Source organism: Lentzea sp. NPDC059081 (assembly GCF_042738015.1).
Classification (GTDB): domain Bacteria; phylum Actinomycetota; class Actinomycetes; order Mycobacteriales; family Pseudonocardiaceae; genus Lentzea.
In genome coordinates this window covers 38641-55985 of sequence record NZ_JBHYGW010000018.1, presented here as the reverse complement: position 1 = coordinate 55985, position 17345 = coordinate 38641, and the positions used below count along the sequence as shown (strand labels likewise).

The 17345-nt window shown below is 70.2% G+C and carries 19 protein-coding genes; 9 read left to right on the top strand and 10 right to left on the bottom strand.

Annotated elements, in window-relative coordinates; all coding sequences use genetic code 11:
• Positions 1 to 335: 335 nt before the first annotated feature.
• The 6 genes from ACFWV3_RS31435 to cofC form a co-directional block, all read right to left on the bottom strand.
• Complete coding sequence (locus ACFWV3_RS31435) at positions 336 to 1253, bottom strand: NUDIX domain-containing protein (protein WP_382416748.1); 918 nt, start codon at positions 1251 to 1253, stop codon at positions 336 to 338.
• Positions 1253 to 3550 (bottom strand): RNA degradosome polyphosphate kinase, encoded by a 2298-nt coding sequence (locus ACFWV3_RS31430; protein WP_382416529.1) that lies wholly within the window; start codon positions 3548 to 3550, stop codon positions 1253 to 1255. The genes ACFWV3_RS31435 and ACFWV3_RS31430 overlap by 1 nt, the downstream gene beginning before the upstream one ends.
• Before the next feature lie 59 nt (positions 3551 to 3609).
• On the bottom strand, positions 3610 to 3801 hold the full coding sequence (locus tag ACFWV3_RS31425) for a hypothetical protein (protein ID WP_382416527.1): 192 nt from the start codon (positions 3799 to 3801) through the stop codon (positions 3610 to 3612).
• Positions 3802 to 3882: 81 nt separating this feature from the next.
• Entirely contained in the window at positions 3883 to 5034 is a 1152-nt protein-coding gene (locus ACFWV3_RS31420) for an acyltransferase family protein (RefSeq protein WP_382416525.1), read from the bottom strand.
• A 137-nt stretch (positions 5035 to 5171) separates the two neighbouring features.
• Positions 5172 to 6146: a hypothetical protein gene (locus ACFWV3_RS31415; RefSeq protein ID WP_382416524.1), complete on the bottom strand. Its 975-nt coding sequence runs from the start codon at positions 6144 to 6146 to the stop codon at positions 5172 to 5174.
• A gap of 53 nt (positions 6147 to 6199) precedes the next feature.
• Positions 6200 to 6823 (bottom strand): 2-phospho-L-lactate guanylyltransferase, encoded by a 624-nt coding sequence (gene cofC, locus ACFWV3_RS31410; RefSeq protein ID WP_382416522.1) that lies wholly within the window; start codon positions 6821 to 6823, stop codon positions 6200 to 6202.
• 74 nt (positions 6824 to 6897) lie between these two features.
• On the opposite strand from cofC, the gene ACFWV3_RS31405 reads away from it, so the two are divergent.
• From ACFWV3_RS31405 to ACFWV3_RS31390, 4 genes are all read left to right on the top strand, one after another.
• Positions 6898 to 7605, top strand: coding sequence for a lysophospholipid acyltransferase family protein (locus ACFWV3_RS31405; protein WP_382416520.1), 708 nt, complete (start codon positions 6898 to 6900; stop codon positions 7603 to 7605).
• 5 nt (positions 7606 to 7610) lie between these two features.
• Complete coding sequence (locus ACFWV3_RS31400; protein WP_382416519.1) at positions 7611 to 8621, top strand: NAD(P)H-dependent glycerol-3-phosphate dehydrogenase; 1011 nt, start codon at positions 7611 to 7613, stop codon at positions 8619 to 8621.
• Positions 8618 to 9685 carry a cystathionine gamma-lyase gene (locus ACFWV3_RS31395; protein WP_382416517.1) on the top strand — a complete coding sequence of 356 codons (1068 nt, stop codon included), beginning with the start codon at positions 8618 to 8620 and terminating at the stop codon, positions 9683 to 9685. The genes ACFWV3_RS31400 and ACFWV3_RS31395 overlap by 4 nt, the downstream gene beginning before the upstream one ends.
• Positions 9686 to 9802: 117 nt before the next feature.
• Positions 9803 to 10261 (top strand): cysteine dioxygenase, encoded by a 459-nt coding sequence (locus ACFWV3_RS31390; protein ID WP_382416515.1) that lies wholly within the window; start codon positions 9803 to 9805, stop codon positions 10259 to 10261.
• On the opposite strand, the gene ACFWV3_RS31385 is transcribed toward ACFWV3_RS31390, so the two are convergent.
• Positions 10242 to 10886, bottom strand: a complete 645-nt coding sequence (locus tag ACFWV3_RS31385; protein WP_382416513.1) for a pyridoxamine 5'-phosphate oxidase family protein — start codon at positions 10884 to 10886, stop codon at positions 10242 to 10244. The two genes, ACFWV3_RS31390 and ACFWV3_RS31385, sit on opposite strands and share 20 nt — an antisense overlap.
• 170 nt (positions 10887 to 11056) lie before the next feature.
• Between ACFWV3_RS31385 and ACFWV3_RS31380 the strand changes: the two genes are divergently transcribed.
• Positions 11057 to 12427, top strand: a complete 1371-nt coding sequence (locus ACFWV3_RS31380; RefSeq protein WP_382416511.1) for a PLP-dependent aminotransferase family protein — start codon at positions 11057 to 11059, stop codon at positions 12425 to 12427.
• On the opposite strand, the gene ACFWV3_RS31375 is transcribed toward ACFWV3_RS31380, so the two are convergent.
• The gene (locus ACFWV3_RS31375) at positions 12411 to 13355 is read right to left on the bottom strand and encodes a GNAT family N-acetyltransferase (RefSeq protein WP_382416509.1); all 945 of its coding nucleotides are present in this window, start codon (positions 13353 to 13355) and stop codon (positions 12411 to 12413) included. The two genes, ACFWV3_RS31380 and ACFWV3_RS31375, sit on opposite strands and share 17 nt — an antisense overlap.
• Positions 13356 to 13411: 56 nt before the next feature.
• Between ACFWV3_RS31375 and ACFWV3_RS31370 the strand changes: the two genes are divergently transcribed.
• Complete coding sequence (locus tag ACFWV3_RS31370; RefSeq protein ID WP_382416507.1) at positions 13412 to 14461, top strand: D-alanine--D-alanine ligase family protein; 1050 nt, start codon at positions 13412 to 13414, stop codon at positions 14459 to 14461.
• Here ACFWV3_RS31370 and ACFWV3_RS31365 read toward each other — a convergent pair.
• Both ACFWV3_RS31365 and ACFWV3_RS31360 read right to left on the bottom strand, forming a co-directional pair.
• Positions 14458 to 15018: a DUF3515 domain-containing protein gene (locus tag ACFWV3_RS31365; protein ID WP_382416505.1), complete on the bottom strand. Its 561-nt coding sequence runs from the start codon at positions 15016 to 15018 to the stop codon at positions 14458 to 14460. The two genes, ACFWV3_RS31370 and ACFWV3_RS31365, sit on opposite strands and share 4 nt — an antisense overlap.
• Before the next feature lie 23 nt (positions 15019 to 15041).
• Complete coding sequence (locus ACFWV3_RS31360) at positions 15042 to 15275, bottom strand: Lrp/AsnC ligand binding domain-containing protein (protein WP_089925682.1); 234 nt, start codon at positions 15273 to 15275, stop codon at positions 15042 to 15044.
• Positions 15276 to 15372: 97 nt separating this feature from the next.
• Between ACFWV3_RS31360 and ACFWV3_RS31355 the strand changes: the two genes are divergently transcribed.
• Genes ACFWV3_RS31355 through ACFWV3_RS31345 form a run of 3 tightly spaced genes read left to right on the top strand, consistent with a single transcriptional unit; the run spans position 15373 to position 17340 of the window.
• Positions 15373 to 16341 (top strand): thiamine-phosphate kinase, encoded by a 969-nt coding sequence (locus ACFWV3_RS31355; RefSeq protein WP_382416503.1) that lies wholly within the window; start codon positions 15373 to 15375, stop codon positions 16339 to 16341.
• 56 nt (positions 16342 to 16397) lie between these two features.
• The gene (locus tag ACFWV3_RS31350) at positions 16398 to 16808 is read left to right on the top strand and encodes a GNAT family N-acetyltransferase (protein WP_382416501.1); all 411 of its coding nucleotides are present in this window, start codon (positions 16398 to 16400) and stop codon (positions 16806 to 16808) included.
• A 10-nt stretch (positions 16809 to 16818) separates the two neighbouring features.
• On the top strand, positions 16819 to 17340 hold the full coding sequence (locus ACFWV3_RS31345) for a gamma carbonic anhydrase family protein (protein ID WP_382416499.1): 522 nt from the start codon (positions 16819 to 16821) through the stop codon (positions 17338 to 17340).
• Positions 17341 to 17345 lie beyond the last annotated feature (5 nt).

Genomic DNA, 17345 nt, shown 5'->3' with positions numbered 1-17345 from the left:
GGGGGGGTGTGTTTTGTTTTTTTTTTGTTGTTTTTTTGGGTGGTGGGGGGGGGAGGACTTTTTGGGGGGGGGGAAAAAAAAGGGCCCCCCGGACGACCGACGCGAACTCGCGTGGTCTCGCGCATTCTCCGCGTCGCGCATGCCCCGTCCTGCGCAATCCCGCTACGTCTCACGTACCCGGACCCATGCGCCGCCTCGATCCCGTTTCCGCCAATAGAAATAACGCCCGCACGCGTGTGAGCGGCTTCCGCACAAGCGAAACCGCCGCCTTCCGGCTCCCATTCGTTGCCTTGGGCAAAGTTTTCGCGGGAGTGGAGACGGCGGTTCGGAAGGCGTTACGGGCGGGGGAGTGCGGTGGGCAGGTAGTGGGCTGAGACCAGGGTTGGCCAGCGGGAAGGCGAGTCCGAAGTGGACCAGGTGCCGAACGGCCTGGTGAAGGCGAGCACCCAGGTGCTGCCCTTCTTGCTGGGGAACTCGTCGAGCCTCAGCCCGCCCATCTCGGCCAGCGTGCGCACGACCGCGGGGATCACGCCGCCCTGCGAGGAGACGACGGCGCGGCCCTCGTCCGCCGCCACCTCCAGCAGGCGCACGAGGCCCGCGTCCGGGTCGGGCCAGTAGCCCTCCTCCGACAACCGGTGCTCCTCCACGACGTCCACAGCCAGGTCCTCGGCCACGCCGCGCACGGTGTCCGCGCAACGCACCCTGGGAGCCGTGTGGACGCGCGTGGGCGACCAGAGCGGCAGCAGCGAGCGCAGGGCCGTGGCCTGGCGCCAGCCGGCGTCTGAGAGGGGACGGAGGTCGTCGTCGCCGTTCCACTCGGACCGCTTGCCCGCCTTCGCGTGCCGCACCAGCAGCACGAGCAGCAGGTCGGCTGGCAGGCGGTCGAACTCGGCGAGCACCTCGCGGTCCGGTTCGTAGGTCAGCAGGCCGGACGCCTCCGCGACCGGGAGCCACCGCAGCTCGTCCACCTCGTCGTTGGCGGCGAAGGTTCCGGACACGGCCTGGGCGGAGTAGTAGTCGACCGTTTTGGACGCGCCCTTCACCGAGTACGACACCTGCCGCAAATGACGACCGAGAACGCAGGCGAAGCCCGTTTCCTCTTCCACCTCGCGCACAGCGCAGGCGGGAATCGTCTCCCCGGGATCGAGTTTGCCCTTCGGCAGGGACCAGTCGTCATAACGCTGGCGGTGCACCACCGCGACTTCGACGTCACCGCCGGCATCGCGCCAGAGCACCGCCCCAGCAGCTTTGATCACCCAAGAGCTCCGTGCTTGTGCAGAAGGTCCATCTGATGGTCGCGCACCGACGAACCGTCGGACGGCGAGGCTTCCCATTCTCCGTCGGACCGGAGCACCCAGCAGCGCGTGTGCGGGTCGAGAGCGGACTCGAAGACGTCGCCGAGCTGCTTGGTGAGGCGCGGGTCCGTCACGCGCACGGCGACCTCGACGCGGCGGTCCAGGTTGCGGTGCATCATGTCCGCGCTACCGATCCAGAACTCGTCGGCCGCGATGAACCGGAAGATCCGCGAGTGCTCCAGGAACCGGCCCAGGATCGAGCGCACCCGGATGTTCTCGGACAGCCCCTTGATGCCGGGCTTGAGGCCGCAGATGCCGCGCACCACCACGTCGACGGGCACCCCGGCCTGCGACGCGCGGTACAGCGCGTCGATGACCTGCTCGTCCACCAGGGAGTTCACCTTGATCTGCACGCCGGAGGTCTCGCCGGCCTGCGCGCGTTCGATCTCGTGGTCGATGCGTTCGACGATTCCCTTGCGGACGCCGTAGGGCGCGACGAGCAGCGAGCGGTACTCGTCCTGCCGCGCGTAGCCGGTCAGCACGTTGAACAGGTCCGTGAGGTCCGCGCCGATCGTCGGCTCCGCGGTGAGGATGCCGACGTCCTCGTACAGGCGCGCGGTCTTCGGGTTGTAGTTGCCGGTGCCGATGTGGCAGTAGCGCCGGATCGTCGAACCCTCCTGGCGCACCACGAGCGACGTCTTGCAGTGCGTCTTCAGGCCCACCAGGCCGTAGACGACGTGCACGCCCGCCTTCTCCAGCGTGCGGGCCCACTTGATGTTCGCCTGCTCGTCGAACCGCGCCTTGATCTCCACCAGCGCCACGACCTGCTTGCCCGCCTCGGCCGCGTCGATCAGCGCGTCCACGATGGGCGAGTCGCCGGAGGTCCGGTACAGGGTCTGCTTGATGGCCAGCACGTGCGGGTCGGCGGCGGCCTGTTCGATGAAGCGCTGCACCGACGTGGAGAACGAGTCGTACGGGTGGTGCACGAGGACGTCGCCCTCGCGCAGCGTCGCGAACACGCTCTTCGGCGTCTCGCGCTCACCGAACGCCGGGTGCGTCGCGGGCACGAACGCCGGGTCCTTCAACGTCTTGCGGTCGATGCCGTAGAGCTGCCACAGGCACGACAAATCGAGCAAGCCGGGCACGGTCACGACGTCGTGCGGGTCGACGTCCATCTCCCGCAACAACAGTTCGAGCATGTGCTCGGTCATGTCGTCGGCGACCTCCAGGCGCACCGGCGGACCGAACCGGCGCCGCGCGAGCTCGCGTTCCAGCGCCTGCAACAGGTCCTCGTCGCGGTCCTCCTCGACCTCGAGGTCCGCGTTGCGCGTGACGCGGAACGCGTGGCACTCGATGACCTCCATGCCCGCGAACAGCTCGCCCAGGTGCGCGGCGATGAGCTCCTCCAGCGGCAGGAACGTCGCCGACGAGGACGACCGGTCCGCCTCGACGCGCACGAGCCGCGGCACGTTGTCCGGCACCTTCACGCGGGCGAACCGCTCACCGCCGCCCTCGGGGTCCCGCACGGTCACCGCGAGGTTCAGCGACAGCCCGGAGATGTAGGGGAACGGGTGGGCCGGGTCGACGGCGAGCGGCGTCAGGACCGGGAACACCTGCTCGCTGAAGTAGTTGGAGAGCCTCAGCCGGTCGTAGTCCGTGAGGTCGCCCCACGTCACGATGCTGATCCGGTGCTCCTCCAGACCGGGCCGGATGTGGTCGAGGAACGCGCGGGCGTGCTGCTCCACGAGCTCCTGCGAGCGCTTGAAGATCGCCTGCAGCTGCTCGAGCGGCGTGAGCCCGTCTGCGCTGCGCACCGTGAGACCGGTCTCCGCGCGCCGCTTCAGGCCCGCGACCCTGACCATGTAGAACTCGTCGAGGTTCGACGCGAAGATCGCGAGGAACTTCGCGCGCTCCAGCAGCGGCTGCGAGGAGTCCTCGGCGAGCGCGAGCACGCGGGCGTTGAAGTCCAACCAGGACAGTTCCCGGTTGAAGTACCGGTCGTCCGGCAGGTCCGTGGGCAGCGGGCTCGACGTCACCGCGGGCGGAGCCGAGGGCACGCCGCGCAACGGCGCCGCCGCCGGCTGCTCCTGCTCCGGCTCGGCCTTCGCGCGCGAGGTGGAAGCCCGCCTCGTCGCCGCGCGGGGTTGCCTTCGCGTCGTCGCCGCACGCGGGGTTGCCGCTGCCTTGCTGCGCGTGGAGCGGCGACGGGGTGCGGGCGCCTTGTCGTCAGAGTTCTCCGTGCTCACGCCCCGCATTGTTCCCCACTATCGGCGCGAGCGCCCCCGTCGAGAACGTCGGGCTGGTGAACTCCTCGTCACAGAACAGGCATGCGAACGGCCGTGACGCCCCCGTCGGGACTACGTTCGAGGGTCACGCGCTGACCCGGACGCAGCATCCGCCAGCCACCCGCTGTGACGGCTTCGGCGCTCACGTCGAGCAGGACGCCGTCATCTCGCAGGACGACGGCGGAACCATCGCTGTTGAACGTGGACACCGTCGCCTGCATGGAGCAGAAGCCTAGACGGTCGGACCGCCACGCCCGACCCGGAGCGAGCGGCACGCCCGTGCCGCTCGCCCCGGACCCGTTCTACGGCTTGGTCTGCCCGCTGGTCGCGAACCGCGACGACTCGGACTGCGCCGCCGGAGCCTGCGACGCGTCCTGCCGGGGCAGCTGCGCGAGGCGCTGCCGGGCGATCACCCGGCGGCCGAGGTTGATCATCGGGATCTCGACGAGCTTGTAGAGGACGCTCGCCAGCGCCAGTCCCGTCGCGGTGACCACGAGGGACTGTCCCAGCCCGGAGAGCTTCGGCCAGAAGAACCAGATGACCGTCGCGGCGATCGTCTGCACCAGGTACAGCGAGTACGACCGCTCGCCGACGAACTGCATCGGCTTGGTGGACAGGAACGTCGTGGCCGGTCCCGGCGCGACCAGCGCGGTGAGCAGCACGGCCGTCGCCAGCGCGTACACCGGGATGACGAGCACGTGGCCGGGGATTCCGTTGATCCCGTCGAGAAGGCCGGCCATCGGCTTCACGCTCAGGTGCACGCAGAGGAACCCGACGCAGACGGCCACCTGGGAGGCGAGGTTCGTCAACGGGCGCAGCACGGCGAACCCGCGTGGACTGTGCAGCGCGACGGCGAGCAGCACACCGGTCAGGATCGAGAAGTAGTGCAGCGGCCAGCCGGGGTTGCTGTGCTGCGCGGTGAAGTTGACGACCACGAGCGCGAGCAGCATGCCGAGGACGGCGGCACCGGCGCGGCGGCGCAGCACCACGGTGCCCAGCGCGATCGCCACCAGCGGCCACACCAGGTAGAACTTCTGCTCGATGCCCAGCGACCACGACTGCCCGTACGGGCTCGCGCCGGCGAACTCGTTGCTGAACGTCAGGAAGTACTTCAGCGCCGGGCCGATGCCGTTGCTGGTGAACGTGCCGTAGAGCGCGGAACCGACCACCGTCACGAGCAGGACGACGAAGTAGACGGGGAGAATTCGGAAACCCCGCCGCAGGTAGAACTCCTTCAGCGAGATCCGGCCGCTCCTGCGCTCCTCGCGCAGCATGAGCGTGGTGATCAGGAATCCGCTGAGGACGAAGAACATCTGGACACCGGCCCAGCCCTGCAACCAGTCAGGACCGCCGTAGTGGAAGAAGACGACGAGCACCGCGGCGATCGCACGCAGGCCGTCGAGAGCGGGAAAGCGGCGCAACGCCAGGTAGTCGGCGTGCGTCAACGAAGTCATGCAGGTACACCTCTGGGCAGAACGTCGGGGAACGGCGTCGGGGGAAACGCCGCGGCATCGGGGGATACGGATGTAAAGGTGCCGGGGTTCCCCGTTGAGTTGCCCAAACCAACATTTTCGTGTTCTTCGTCACGGTGTCAGCACTTCGGCAGCGGGGAAAGCGCGGCCAGCGGTGCGGCCGCCGCGATTTGCCATCCCTGCCGCGTAAGCGCTCCGCCGTGCACTTCCAGCCAATAGCCGCCGTCGGACGTGTGCATCGTCGCGCCGCTGCGGATGTCCGTGACGTACGACGACTCCGACTGCCACGACACGAAATCGCCGCTCACCCGCGGGAACACGATTCCCTCCGTCCTGGGCACGTCCTTGATCCCGGCCATCTCGCGCGGCTGGGCCCAGCCGTCGCGCCAGCCGAACAGCGAGTCCCCCTGCACCCACACCACCGTGCGCCCGTCCGCCGCGACGTCCCCGCTGGGCTCGGCGTTCCTCAGCTGCTCGGGCAGCGTGCCCTCGGAGCGGAACCTCCCGTCCTGCAACCACAGGACGCCACCGCCGACGAACACCGGTTTCCTGCCCTGCCCGACGATCCTGTCCTTCTTCTTGGCCAGGTCGTAGACGTGGACGCCCTTCTCGTCGGTCCACGCGGCCTTTCCGCCCTGCACCACGGCGCTCTCGGTGCCGATCCGCACGGGTGCGCCGTCGTTGCGCGAGTCCCAGGCGTACGTCGTGGCGGAGGAGTCCGCCGGGCCCGTGTTCGTGGAGAAGGTGACCCAGCGGCCGTCGAACTCGACGCCGAAGAGCTGGCCGTCGTCCTTCACGGCCATGACCTGCTGGCGCTTGTGGTTGTCCCGCAGCACGAGCTCGGTCGTCCGGTTGCGCGTCGTCTTCACCAGCGTTACGTCCGCGTTCTCGTTCGCGGCGACGACCGTGACCTTCTCGTGCGGTCCCACCTCCGTGGTGGCGCGGGACAGCTCGTCCTTCCAGTCCTGGGGGAGGTCCACGGCGCACGAGTCGAGCGTGCTCGGTGCGGTGTAGTCGGACGGCCGGTCGATCGGAACGACGGCGACACAGCCCGCGACGGCCGTGATCCCCGCCAGCGCGATGAGCGCTCGCATCAGTCTCCCAAGTAGTGATCACCTCGGTGACCCGGAAGACGCGCGGCGGTCGCTCAGGTTGTCCAGGCCGGCAAGGCGTTCGCGGTGTGCGCGCCGAGGCCCAGGCCCAGCGCGAGCCTCAGGTCCTCCTCCGTGTCCACGTCGCAGCGCAGCGACGGCCACGGCCCGGTCAGCGCGACGGCGCCGGAGACCCGGTGGTGCCCGGCCGACCCCACGCCGAACCGCGGGTCGAGCTCACCGCCGGGCGCGGCGAGCAGCAGCGTCGTGCCGGTGCCCTGCCGGTCGGGCACGAACGCGCGCCGTCCGGAGGCGGCCTCGAGCGCGGCCTGCAGCTCGGACGACCTCAACGCGGGTAGATCGGCTTGGAGAGCACCGACGCGTGTGGACCGCAGCGTGCGCGCGCCGTGCCGCAACGCCGCGTTGAGCCCGGACTCCGCGGGCTCCGGTATCGACTCGACGCCCAGCGCCGCCACCTCGGCCGCGACCGCCGGGTCCGATGTGATCGTCACCACGCGACGGACGCCCGGCGTCGCGACGGCCGCGCTCACCGTGTCCAGGGCCAGCGCGAGCGCCAGTGCCGCGTGCCGCACCGGATCTCCGCCGGTGGCGCTGGTCAGCCGGGTCTTCGCCCTGTCCAGGGTCTTGACCGGGACAAGGAGGTCGACTTCATCCCTCACCTCGTCATACTCCACGATCTGACGACTACTGTGCTGTCGGGCGCAGATCCACGCAGGAGTGAGGAGAGGTCCACGTGGCCAAACGCGAGAAGGGCGGCTTCTGGGTCGGGGTCGCCGCGGTGATCGTCTACCCGTTGTCGGGACTGCTCGGCAGGCGGAAGTACCTGCACGGCGACCGCATCCCGCGCGAGGGCTCCGCGCTGCTGGTCATGAACCACATCTCGCACCTCGACCCGATCTACGACGCGGTGTTCACCCACCGCAACGGGCGGGTGCCGCACTTCCTCGCGAAGCACAGCCTGTGGAACATCCCGGTCGCCGGCCGCATCCTGCGCGGCGCGAAGCAGATCCCGGTCTACCGCGGCACGTCCGACGCCCAGCAGAGCCTGCGCGCGGCCCACGAGGCGCTGGCGAGCGGCCAGATCGTGGTGATCTACCCCGAGGGCACGATCACCAAGGACCCGGACGCCTGGCCGATGAACTCGCGCACCGGCGTCGCCCGGCTCGCGCTGCAGCACGACGGCCCGGTCATCCCGATCGCCCGCTGGGGCACGGTCGACATCTACGACCACTACAAGAAGAAGTTCCGCCCCTTCCCGCGCAAGACGGTCACCTACCTCGTCGGCGAGCCGGTCGACCTGTCGCGGTTCCAGGGCGGGGACGAGTCGCTGGCCGTGCTGCGCGAGGTCACCGACCTGCTGATGAACAACGTCAAGGGGCTGCTGTCCGAAGTGCGCGGTGAACAGGCGCCGGAAGGCTTCTACGGACCGAGGAAGGCCTGAACACCATGGCGATCGAACGCGTTGCGGTGCTCGGCGCCGGGTCGTGGGGCACGACGTTCGCGAAGGTCATCGCGGACTCCGGCCCCGAGGTCGTGCTGTGGGCGCGGCGTCAGGAGGTCGCGTCGACGATCACCGAGACCCGCGTGAACCACGACTACATGCCGGGCATCGAGCTGCCGGCCAACCTCACGGCCACCGCCGACCCGGCCAAGGCCCTCGACGGTGCCGACGCCGTGGTGCTCGCGGTGCCGTCGCAGACCCTGCGGGCGAACCTGTCGGCGTGGAAGGAGCTGCTGCCCGCCGACGCGACGCTCGTGTCGCTGTCCAAGGGCGTCGAGCTCGGCACGCTCAAGCGGATGAGCGAGGTGATCCGCGAGGTCGCCGGCGTCGACGAGTCGCAGGTCGCCGTCGTGTCGGGGCCCAACCTGGCCAAGGAGATCGCCGTCGGGCAGCCGACCGCGACCGTCATCGCGTGCACGGACCACGACCGCGCGGTCGACCTGCAGCACGCGTGCTCCAACTCGTACTTCCGCCCGTACACCAACACCGACGTCGTCGGCTGCGAGCTGGGCGGGGCGTGCAAGAACGTAATCGCGCTGGCGTGCGGCATGGCGGCCGGCATGGGCTACGGCGACAACACGATGGCGTCGATCATCACCCGCGGCCTGGCCGAGACCGCGCGGCTGGGCGCGGCGCTGGGTGCCGACCCGCTGACGTTCGCCGGTCTGGCCGGGCTGGGCGACCTGGTGGCGACGTGCGCGTCGCCGTTGTCGCGCAACCGGTCCTTCGGCGAGCGGCTCGGCAAGGGCGAGACCCTCGCGCAGGCGCAGGAGGCCACCCACGGCCAGGTCGCCGAGGGCGCGAAGTCGTGCTCGTCGATCCGCGAGCTCGCGGCGGCGCACGACGTCGACATGCCGATCACCGACGGCGTCCACATGGTGTGCCACGACGGGCTGGGCGTGCACGAGCTCGGTGCCGCGCTGCTCGGCCGCGACCGCAAGCACGAACGCCAGTGAGCCCCGAACTCGGCGACGGCACGCGCGTCGTCCACACGTACGCGGGAGAAGCGGGCGACCCGTTCGGCGCGCAGCCGGTGTTCGCCTCGGCGTACCACCTGGGCGGCCAGGACTACTACGGCCGCGCGGGCAACCCGACGTGGCGGGCGCTGGAGTCGGCGCTCGGTTCGCTGGAAGGCGGCGAGTGCGTCGTCTTCCCGTCCGGCATGGCGGCGATCTCTACGTTGCTGAGGACCGTGCTGTCCACTGGGGACACTCTGGTGATTCCCTCCGACGGGTACTTCCTGACCCGCAAGTTCGTGTCCGAAATGGACGTGAACGTGGTCGAGGTGCCCACCGCCGGGCCGTACCCGTCGTTCGACGGGGTGAAGCTCGTCCTGCTGGAGACGCCGTCGAACCCCGGCCTGGACGTGTGCGACATCGCGGACCTGGCCGCCCAGGTGCACGCCGCGGGCGGTTTGCTGGCCGTGGACAACACGACCGCGACGCCGTTGGGGCAGCGCCCGCTGGAGCTCGGTGCGGACATCGTCGTGGCGTCGGACACCAAGGCGGTGTCGGGGCACAGCGATGTCCTCTTCGGACACGTGACGCTGGCTTCTCCCGTGCTGGCGGCGCAGGTCCGGGACGCGCGGACGGTGAACGGTGCGATCCCCGGCCCGTTCGAGACCTGGCTCGCGCTGCGCGGCCTGGGCACCCTCGACCTGCGGCTGGCGCGGCAGGCGGAGAACGCCGAAGCGATCTACGCGCTGCTCAAGGGCAGGGTCGAGGGGCTGCGCTGGCCGGGCGCGCCGGAAGACCCGGCGTACCTCGTGGCGGCGCAGCAGATGCGGCGGTTCAACGGCGTGCTGACGTTCGTGCTGGAGGACAAGGCCGCCGTGGACGCGTTCCTGGCGCGCTCGAAGCTCGTGTCGGCGGCGACGTCGTTCGGCGGCCTGCACTCGACGGCGGACCGGCGCGCGCAGTTCGGCGACCCGGTGCCCGAGGGCCTGGTGCGGTTGTCGGCCGGCTGTGAGGACACTCGAGACCTGGTCGCGGACGTGTCCCAAGCCTTGGGACTGGATTGACGGAGGGTCCCGACTTCGGGACCCTCTGCACCATGTCCTTCAACACGTGTTGCTGTTGTACCTGGCGATAGTCCCGCGTCCTCTTTTCGCGCACTCGCCTGGTTAGGACTTCTCCCGATGTTCGCCGTTCCCGAGAACAGCGTCGTTCTGCCTGAAAACTCCGCGCTGCTGCACCCCGTCCGGGTGGCTCTGTCGTGGGCGGCCGACCGCGACCGCTGGAAGCACCTGCTCCGCTACGACCCGGAGGAGCGCTTCTCGGCGTTGGTCGACAAGACCGACGACCAGGAGATCTGGCTGATGAGCTGGCTCCCCGGCCAGACCGCCTCGCTGCACGACCACGACACGACCTCCGGCGCGTTCACCGTGGTGAGCGGCGTCCTGACGGAGGTCGTGACGACCCGCATCCAGGTCGTGCACACCCTGCACACCGGCCAGTCCCGCGTGTGGGGCCCCGGCTACGTGCACCAGGTGCGCAACGACGGCGTCGACCCGGCCGTGTCGATCCACGTGTACCGCCAGGGCACCCGAGCCATGACGTCCTACCGCTACGACCCGGTCACCGGTCCCGTCCGCTGACGTGCGGCGGGATCGCCCGGTCCGTCTCGTGCGGCACCGGCGCGCCCCACGTCCGGACGAGCGGCAGGTGCCCGCCCCACACCAGGTTGGCCTCGAGGTCCGCGGGCTCCTCACCGGGCCCGCCCTCGCGCACCTTGACACTCGCCTCGGTGAGGTCGATCTCCAGCGCGACCGTGGCCGCGAGCTCCTTCTTGGACGGACTGCGCGCGTAGTCCCAGCTGCCCGGCGTGACGTGCTCGACGATGACCTTGAGCGCGTGCTCGGGGTCCTCGGCGACCTTCGCGATGCCGTGGACGATCGCCGACCGGTAGTTCATCGAGTGGTGGAACACCGACCGGGAGTAGACGACGCCGTCGACGAGCGTGACCGCGACGCACACCGGCTTGCCCTCGATCATGCTCCGGATGGACTGCGACCCCGTCGACCCGTGCAGGAAGATGCGGTTGCCGTCGCGCCCGTACGCCGTGGGGACGAGGAACGGCGCTCCGTCGACCTCCACGGCGAGGTGGCAGACCAGGCCGGCGTCGAGGATGTCGTAGAGCACCTGGCGGTCTTGGACGGCTCGGTTCTTGCCGCGCTTGATGGTGCTGCGTTCGGTGGGGGAGAGCTGCACGTCAGAGGTCATGTGCTCTACTGTGGCTCGGGGAAGTGGCATTGTTGAAGCGCCATTTCTGGGCTATTTTGGAAGGCCACTTCGTGGTTCGGGTCCGCCGGGAGTGTCGGTGCTGTCTGGGAGAATGAAAACAAGGGGTCCCCTTCGCGAGGGGACGCCTGCGCGAGCCTGGGAGGCCGCCCGTGGCTGAGACCGCGCTCCCCGTAGCCCTCGACCGCGAGTCAGCCGAACCCCTCGCCGTCCAACTGGCCGACGCCCTCCGCGCCGCCGCCTCCGAAGGCCGCCTCCGCTCAGGCGACCGCCTCCCGTCCACCCGAGCGCTGGCCGACTCGCTCGGAGTCTCCCGCACCGTCACCGCCGCCGCCTACGAACAGCTCCACGCCGAAGGCTGGATCGCCGGCCGCCACGGATCCGGCACCTACGTCACCACGACGCCGCCCGGGCCGCTGCGCAAGCGTTCGCGCAAGCCGGTCGTGCCCACCATCACGGATTTCGTCGACCTCGGCACCGGGGCGCCGTGGGCGAGCGGGCTCGACCGCGCGGCCTGGCGCAGGGCGTGGCGGGCCGCGGCCGACGCGCCGCCGTTGTCCCGGCCCGAACGCGCCGGGCTGCCCGAGTACCGCGAGGCCATCGCCGAGCACCTGCTGCGCCACCGCGGGCTGGCCGTCAACGCCGACCCCGTGCTCGCCACCGGCGGTACGACAGCCGTGCTGACCGAGATCGCGGTCGCGGTGCTCCAGCGCGGTGACGCCGTCGCCGTCGAGGAGCCCGGCTACCAGCGGGCGGTCGGTGTCTTCAAGGCCAACGGCCTCAAGGTCGTGCAGGCCGCCGTCGACTCGGAAGGGTTGCTGCCCGACGCCGTGCCGTCGGGCGTGAAGGCCGTCTACTGCTCGCCGGCCCACCAGTACCCGTTGGGCGGGCGCATGTCGGCGGCGCGCAGGGTCGCGCTGGTCGAGCGAGCGCGCAAGGACGGCTGGCTCGTCATCGAGGACGACTACGACGGCGAACTCCGGTACGACGTCGCGCCGCTGCCGTCACTGGCCGCGCTCGCGCCGGACGTCGTCGTCCACCTCGGCACCACGAGCAAGATCCTCACGCCGACGCTGGGCGCGGGCTGGATGGTCGCGCCCGAGCACATCGCCACGACCGTCCTCGAACACCGCGACCTCACCGGCACCAGCCCGGCGGCCGCGGGGCAACGGGTCGTCGTCGAGCTCGCCCGCACCGGCGACCTCGGCCGGCACCTGCGCAAGCTCCGGAGGGAGCTGTCCGAACGGCGCGCGCTCATCATCGACACGTTCGCCGACGCCGGTATCGAGGTGCTCGGCGACGACGCGGGCGCGCACGTCATCGTGCTGCTGCCCGACGCCGAACTGGAGCGCGCCCTGATGCGGCAGGCGCTGGAACGCGGGTTGCGAGTGGACGGGCTGGCGCGGCACTACGTGAACCGGCCCAAGCTCCAAGGCCTCGTGATCGGGTACAGCGCGTGCTCGCGCGAGCAGCTCCTCACCGCGTTGCCGATCCTCACCGAGCTGCTCAGCAGGAGCGGCTGACCACGGAGACCTCGCGGTTGACGACGAAGCCCAGCTGCTCGTTCACCCTGATCATGTGGGTGTTCGCCGCGTCCGTGCCGGTGTCGACGCGTTCGAGCTCCGGCCGGTCCGCGCGCAGCCACCGCACCATCCGCGCCTTGACGGCCAGCGCGAGGCCGCGGCCGCGATGGGCGGGCACGACCACCGTCGTGCCCCAGAACGTGTCCGTGGTGTCGCCGGCGTGAACGGGAACGTCGGTCAGCGCCACGACGAGACCGGTGGCTTCCTCGACCGCGACGACCACGCGTTGTTCGGCACCGGCCTCGCGCGCCTCGGCCTCGTCGGCCCGGACGGACTCGGGCGTCCACTCCGGCTCCTGCAGTTCGGACGTCGTCGCCGGTGCGTCGTGGACCGACTGCCGGGTCGTGGCCACGGAGGCCAGCAGGTGCTCCGGCGCCGCGCCGATCCACTGCTCCACGCGGTACCCGGCAGGCACCGGCACGTCCGGCGGCTCGGCGATCGTCAGTCGTTGCAGCACCCTGGCCGCGGCGATGCGGAAACCGCGGGCCAACGCCCACTGCTCGCCCGCGCTGCCCCTGATCACGCCCCAGCCCTCGAACCTGGTCGCGCCACGCGCGTGCAGCTGGGGCAGCAGCGCGTCCAGCAACGCGGTGCCGATGCCTCGCCGCAGGTGCTCCGGGTGCACCGTGACCGTGCCCACCGCCAGCTCCGCGTTCACGCCGTCGAGCAGGCCCACCGAGGTGATGCCCACGCCCGCGCCGTCCTCGAGCGCGACGAGCCGGACCACCTCGGCGAAGTCCGGGTTCGGCTCCCACAGCGACGCGACGGCCCACGCCCGGTTCGACCTCGGGTCCACCGCCATCCGCACGTCGGTGTAGGCGTCGACGGCGGCCTCGTCGTCCAGGTCCAGGAGTTTGATCTCGAGCACGGAGCGAGGCTAACTGCCAGGTGGGGGCGTTCGCCCAAACGGGTAGGGTCGCCCGCATGACGCAGCGCAAGACGAGGGTGGCCGTGGTCTTCGGCGGCCGCAGCTCCGAGCACGAGGTCTCCTGCCAGTCCGCCAAGAGCGTCCTGCCCCACCTGGACCCGGACCGGTTCGAGGTCGTGCCCGTCGGCATCACCCCGCAGGGGCAGTGGGCGCTCGGCACGGACCCGAACGCGCTCGAGGCGGGCGCCGGCAACCTCCCCACGCTGCGCAACGCGACCGTCGCCGCGGTCGAGCCGGGCCAGGCGCTGAAGGACGTCGACGTCGTCTTCCCCTTGCTGCACGGCGCGTGGGGTGAGGACGGCACGATCCAGGGCCTGCTCGAACTGGGCGGCCTGCCGTACGTCGGCCCCGGCGTGTTCGCGAGCGCCGCCGCGATGGACAAGATCTTCGCCAAGAAGCTGCTGCAGGCGGAAGGTCTCGACGTCGGCCGGTTCGTCGCCCTCGATCGCGCCGCCACCACGCTGACCCTCGACGAGCGCGAGCACCTCGGGCTGCCGGTGTTCGTGAAGCCGTCGCGCGCGGGGTCGTCCGTCGGCATCTCGAAGGTGAGCGACTGGAACGACCTCGACGAGGCGATCTTCGAGGCGCGCCGGCACGACCCCAAGGTCATCGTCGAGGCCGCCGTGCCGAACGTCCGCGAGATCGAGCTCGCGGTGCTGGAGTTCCCGGACGGCCGCGTCGAGGCCTCGCTGCCCGCCGAGCTGCGCCCGGTCGGCGAGGGCGCCGACTGGTACGACTTCGAGGCCAAGTACGTCAACGACTCCTACGAGGCCGACATCCCGGCGAAGCTCGACGACGACATCACCGCGCAGCTGCGCGAGCTCGCCGTCAAGGCGTTCAAGGCGCTCGACTGCCAGGGTCTGTCCAGGGTGGACTTCTTCCTCACCGAGCAGAACCAGCTGATCGTCAACGAGCTCAACACGATGCCGGGCTTCACGCCGATCTCCATGTACCCCAAGGCGTGGGAGGCGACGGGTGTCGACTACGCGACCCTGCTGACCACGTTGATCGAGACGGCCGTCGCCCGCGGCTCCGGCCTGCGCTAGGAGGTCTTGACCGGCTGCTTCGGCAGCAGGTCGCGCACCGTCGTGGAGATGTCCTGCAACGGTCCGGTGCCCGCGTCGGCGGGCACCGTCAGCGCCACGTACGCGGCGCGGTCGACGATCACCCAGGTGGAGCTGTCCGCACCGGGCAGCTCCAGCCACTGGACGTCGGAGATCACCCGCAGCTGCGAGGTGGCGGTCAGCTCGGACGGCCGCGGCAGACCACACCGCAGAACCACCGGATCGTGTTTGGCGTCACCCCACGCGACCGCGGCGGGAGGCGCCGGCGAGGCGATCTCCCTGCGTGGCAGCATGTCCTTCCCGGACGGCAGCCCCACCGGCAGTTTCTCGACCAGGGAAGCGCATTCCGGTGAACCCGATGACGGAGCGTCGATCGAGACCAGGGCGAGGGGGCCCGTGCGACCGGGCACGTCCTCCGACTGGTTCCCGGTGCCCAGCCACAGACCAAGCCCGGCGACACCAATGGCGAGCACGACAGCGAGCCCGACCGCCGCGAGCAGCGGCCGGGACAGCGCCGACGTGGATTCCTGCTGAGTCACCCGGCTATGACAACACGGGCGAGCTAGAGATGGACCACCGGGCACGTCAACGTGCGGGTGATGCCCTCGACGTTCTGGATGCGCGCGACCACGAGCTGGCCGAGCTGGTCGACGGTGTCCGCCTCCGCGCGGACGATCACGTCGTACGGCCCGGTGACGTCCTCTGCGGTTGCTACCCCGGCGATCCCGGAAATCTCGGAGGCGACTGCGGCTGCCTTGCCGACCTCGGTCTGGATGAGGATGTATGCATGCACCACGGCGTGCCCCTTCGTCGCGACAGGTTGGGTCGAGGTAGGAACGTGTCACGCAACGTACCCCAGTTGGGGTTCCGAATGCTCAGATTGGGAGGCAACTTTGCGTCCGGAGCCGCCGCGCGACGCGGAGACGGTCGCCGATGTGGGTGAGTTCCATCTCATCCACCGGGTGACGACCGGTCGGGCGCAGCCGGAGACGACCATCCTCGGTCCCGGTGACGACGCGGCCGTCGTCGCCGTCCCGGACGGACGGGTCGTCGCTTCCAAGGACCTGCTGGTCGAAGGTGTCCACTTCAGACTCGACTGGTCCACACCCGAGCAGGTGGGCCGAAAAGCGGCCGCGGTGAACCTCGCGGACGTCGTCGCGATGGGAGCGCTGCCGTCCGCTCTGCTCGTCGGCTTCGCCTGTCCACCCGACACTCCCGCGGCGGTGATCGAGGGGATCATGACGGGCCTGTGGCAGGAGGCCGCGACGGCGGGCGCGGGCATCGTCGGCGGCGACATGGTCAGTTCCGCCACACTGGTGATCTCCATCACCGCGATGGGTGACATGAACGGGCTCGAGCCGGTCACGAGGTCGGGCGCGCTCGTCGGCGACGTCGTGGCGGTCACCGGACGGCTCGGCTGGGCGGCCGCGGGACTGGCCGTGCTCGGCCGCGGGTTCCGTTCCCCGGTGGGCATCGTGAACGCCCAGCGCGCGCCGGAGCCGCCGTACGAGGAGGGCCCGAAGGCCGCCGAGGCCGGCGCCACCTCGATGATCGACGTCTCGGACGGGCTCCTGCAGGACCTCGGCCACATCGCGGACATGAGCGGCGTCGCGATCGACATCCGCACGGAGCTGCTGCCGCTGCACCCGCGCCTGCTCGACGTCGCCTCCGCACTCGGCGGCGACGCCCGGCACTGGGCGCTGACCGGCGGCGAGGACCACGCGCTCGCGGCGACGTTCGCCGGACCGAAGGCCGTCCCGCCGAACTGGACCACCATCGGCACCGTCCGCGCGGGCGAAGGTGTCACGGTCGACGGCAGGACGTACGAAAAACCTCCTGGCTGGGAGCACTGGCGGGCGTAGACTTCCTCACCGTGGAACTATGCACGCGAGCGTATGACCATCCAGACTCGGTCAAGATGATCGAGGACCTCCAGCAGGTCTACGTCGAGCGCTACGGCGACGTGGACATCACGCCGGTCGACCCGGCGCAGTTCACGGCGCCGCTGGGCTACTTCGTGATCGGCTACCTCGACGGCGTGCCCGTCGCGTGCGGAGGCTGGCGCGTCAACGACGAGATCGAGGCCGCCGCCGAGATCAAGCGGATGTACGTCGTCGACTCCGCCCGCGGCCGGGGCCTCTCGCGGCTCGTGCTGGCGCACCTGGAGTCGACCGCGCGCGAGGCGGGCCTGGAGCGGATGGTGCTGGAGACCGGACTCCGCCAGCCGGAGGCGATCAGCCTGTACACGACCAGCGGGTACGAGCGGATCGCCAACTTCGGCGTCTACCGCGACCACCCGGACAGCCGGTGCTTCGGGAAGCCGTTGTAGGTTCGGGCGCATGGCCATCTATGCGTTGGGGGACTACACGCCGCAGATCCACCCGGACGCGTACGTGCACCCGGACGCGACGGTGATCGGTGACGTGCGCATCGGCGCGCATTCGTCGGTGTGGCCGCAAGCGGTGCTGCGCGGCGACTACGGACGCATCGTCGTCGACGAGCGCACGTCGATCCAGGACGGCACCGTCATCCACTGCACCGAGGTCCACCCGGTGCACATCGGCTCGTCGTGCGTCATCGGGCACAACGTGCACATCGAAGGCGCGACCGTCGCCGACGAATGCCTGATCGCCTCGGGTTCCGTGGTGCTCAACGGTTCCATCGTGGAAAAGGGCGCGATTGTCGGTGCCGGCGCGGTGGTGTCGTTCGACGGCCACGTCCGCGAACGTTCCATGGTGCTCGGAGTTCCTGCCCGTGAGCGTGCTGGATATGTTGTGCCGGAACAGGCTTGGGCATTCATCGTCGAGAAATACGTTCAGAACATCGCTTTGTACCGGGAAAAGCTCCGTCGCCTCGATTGAGTGGG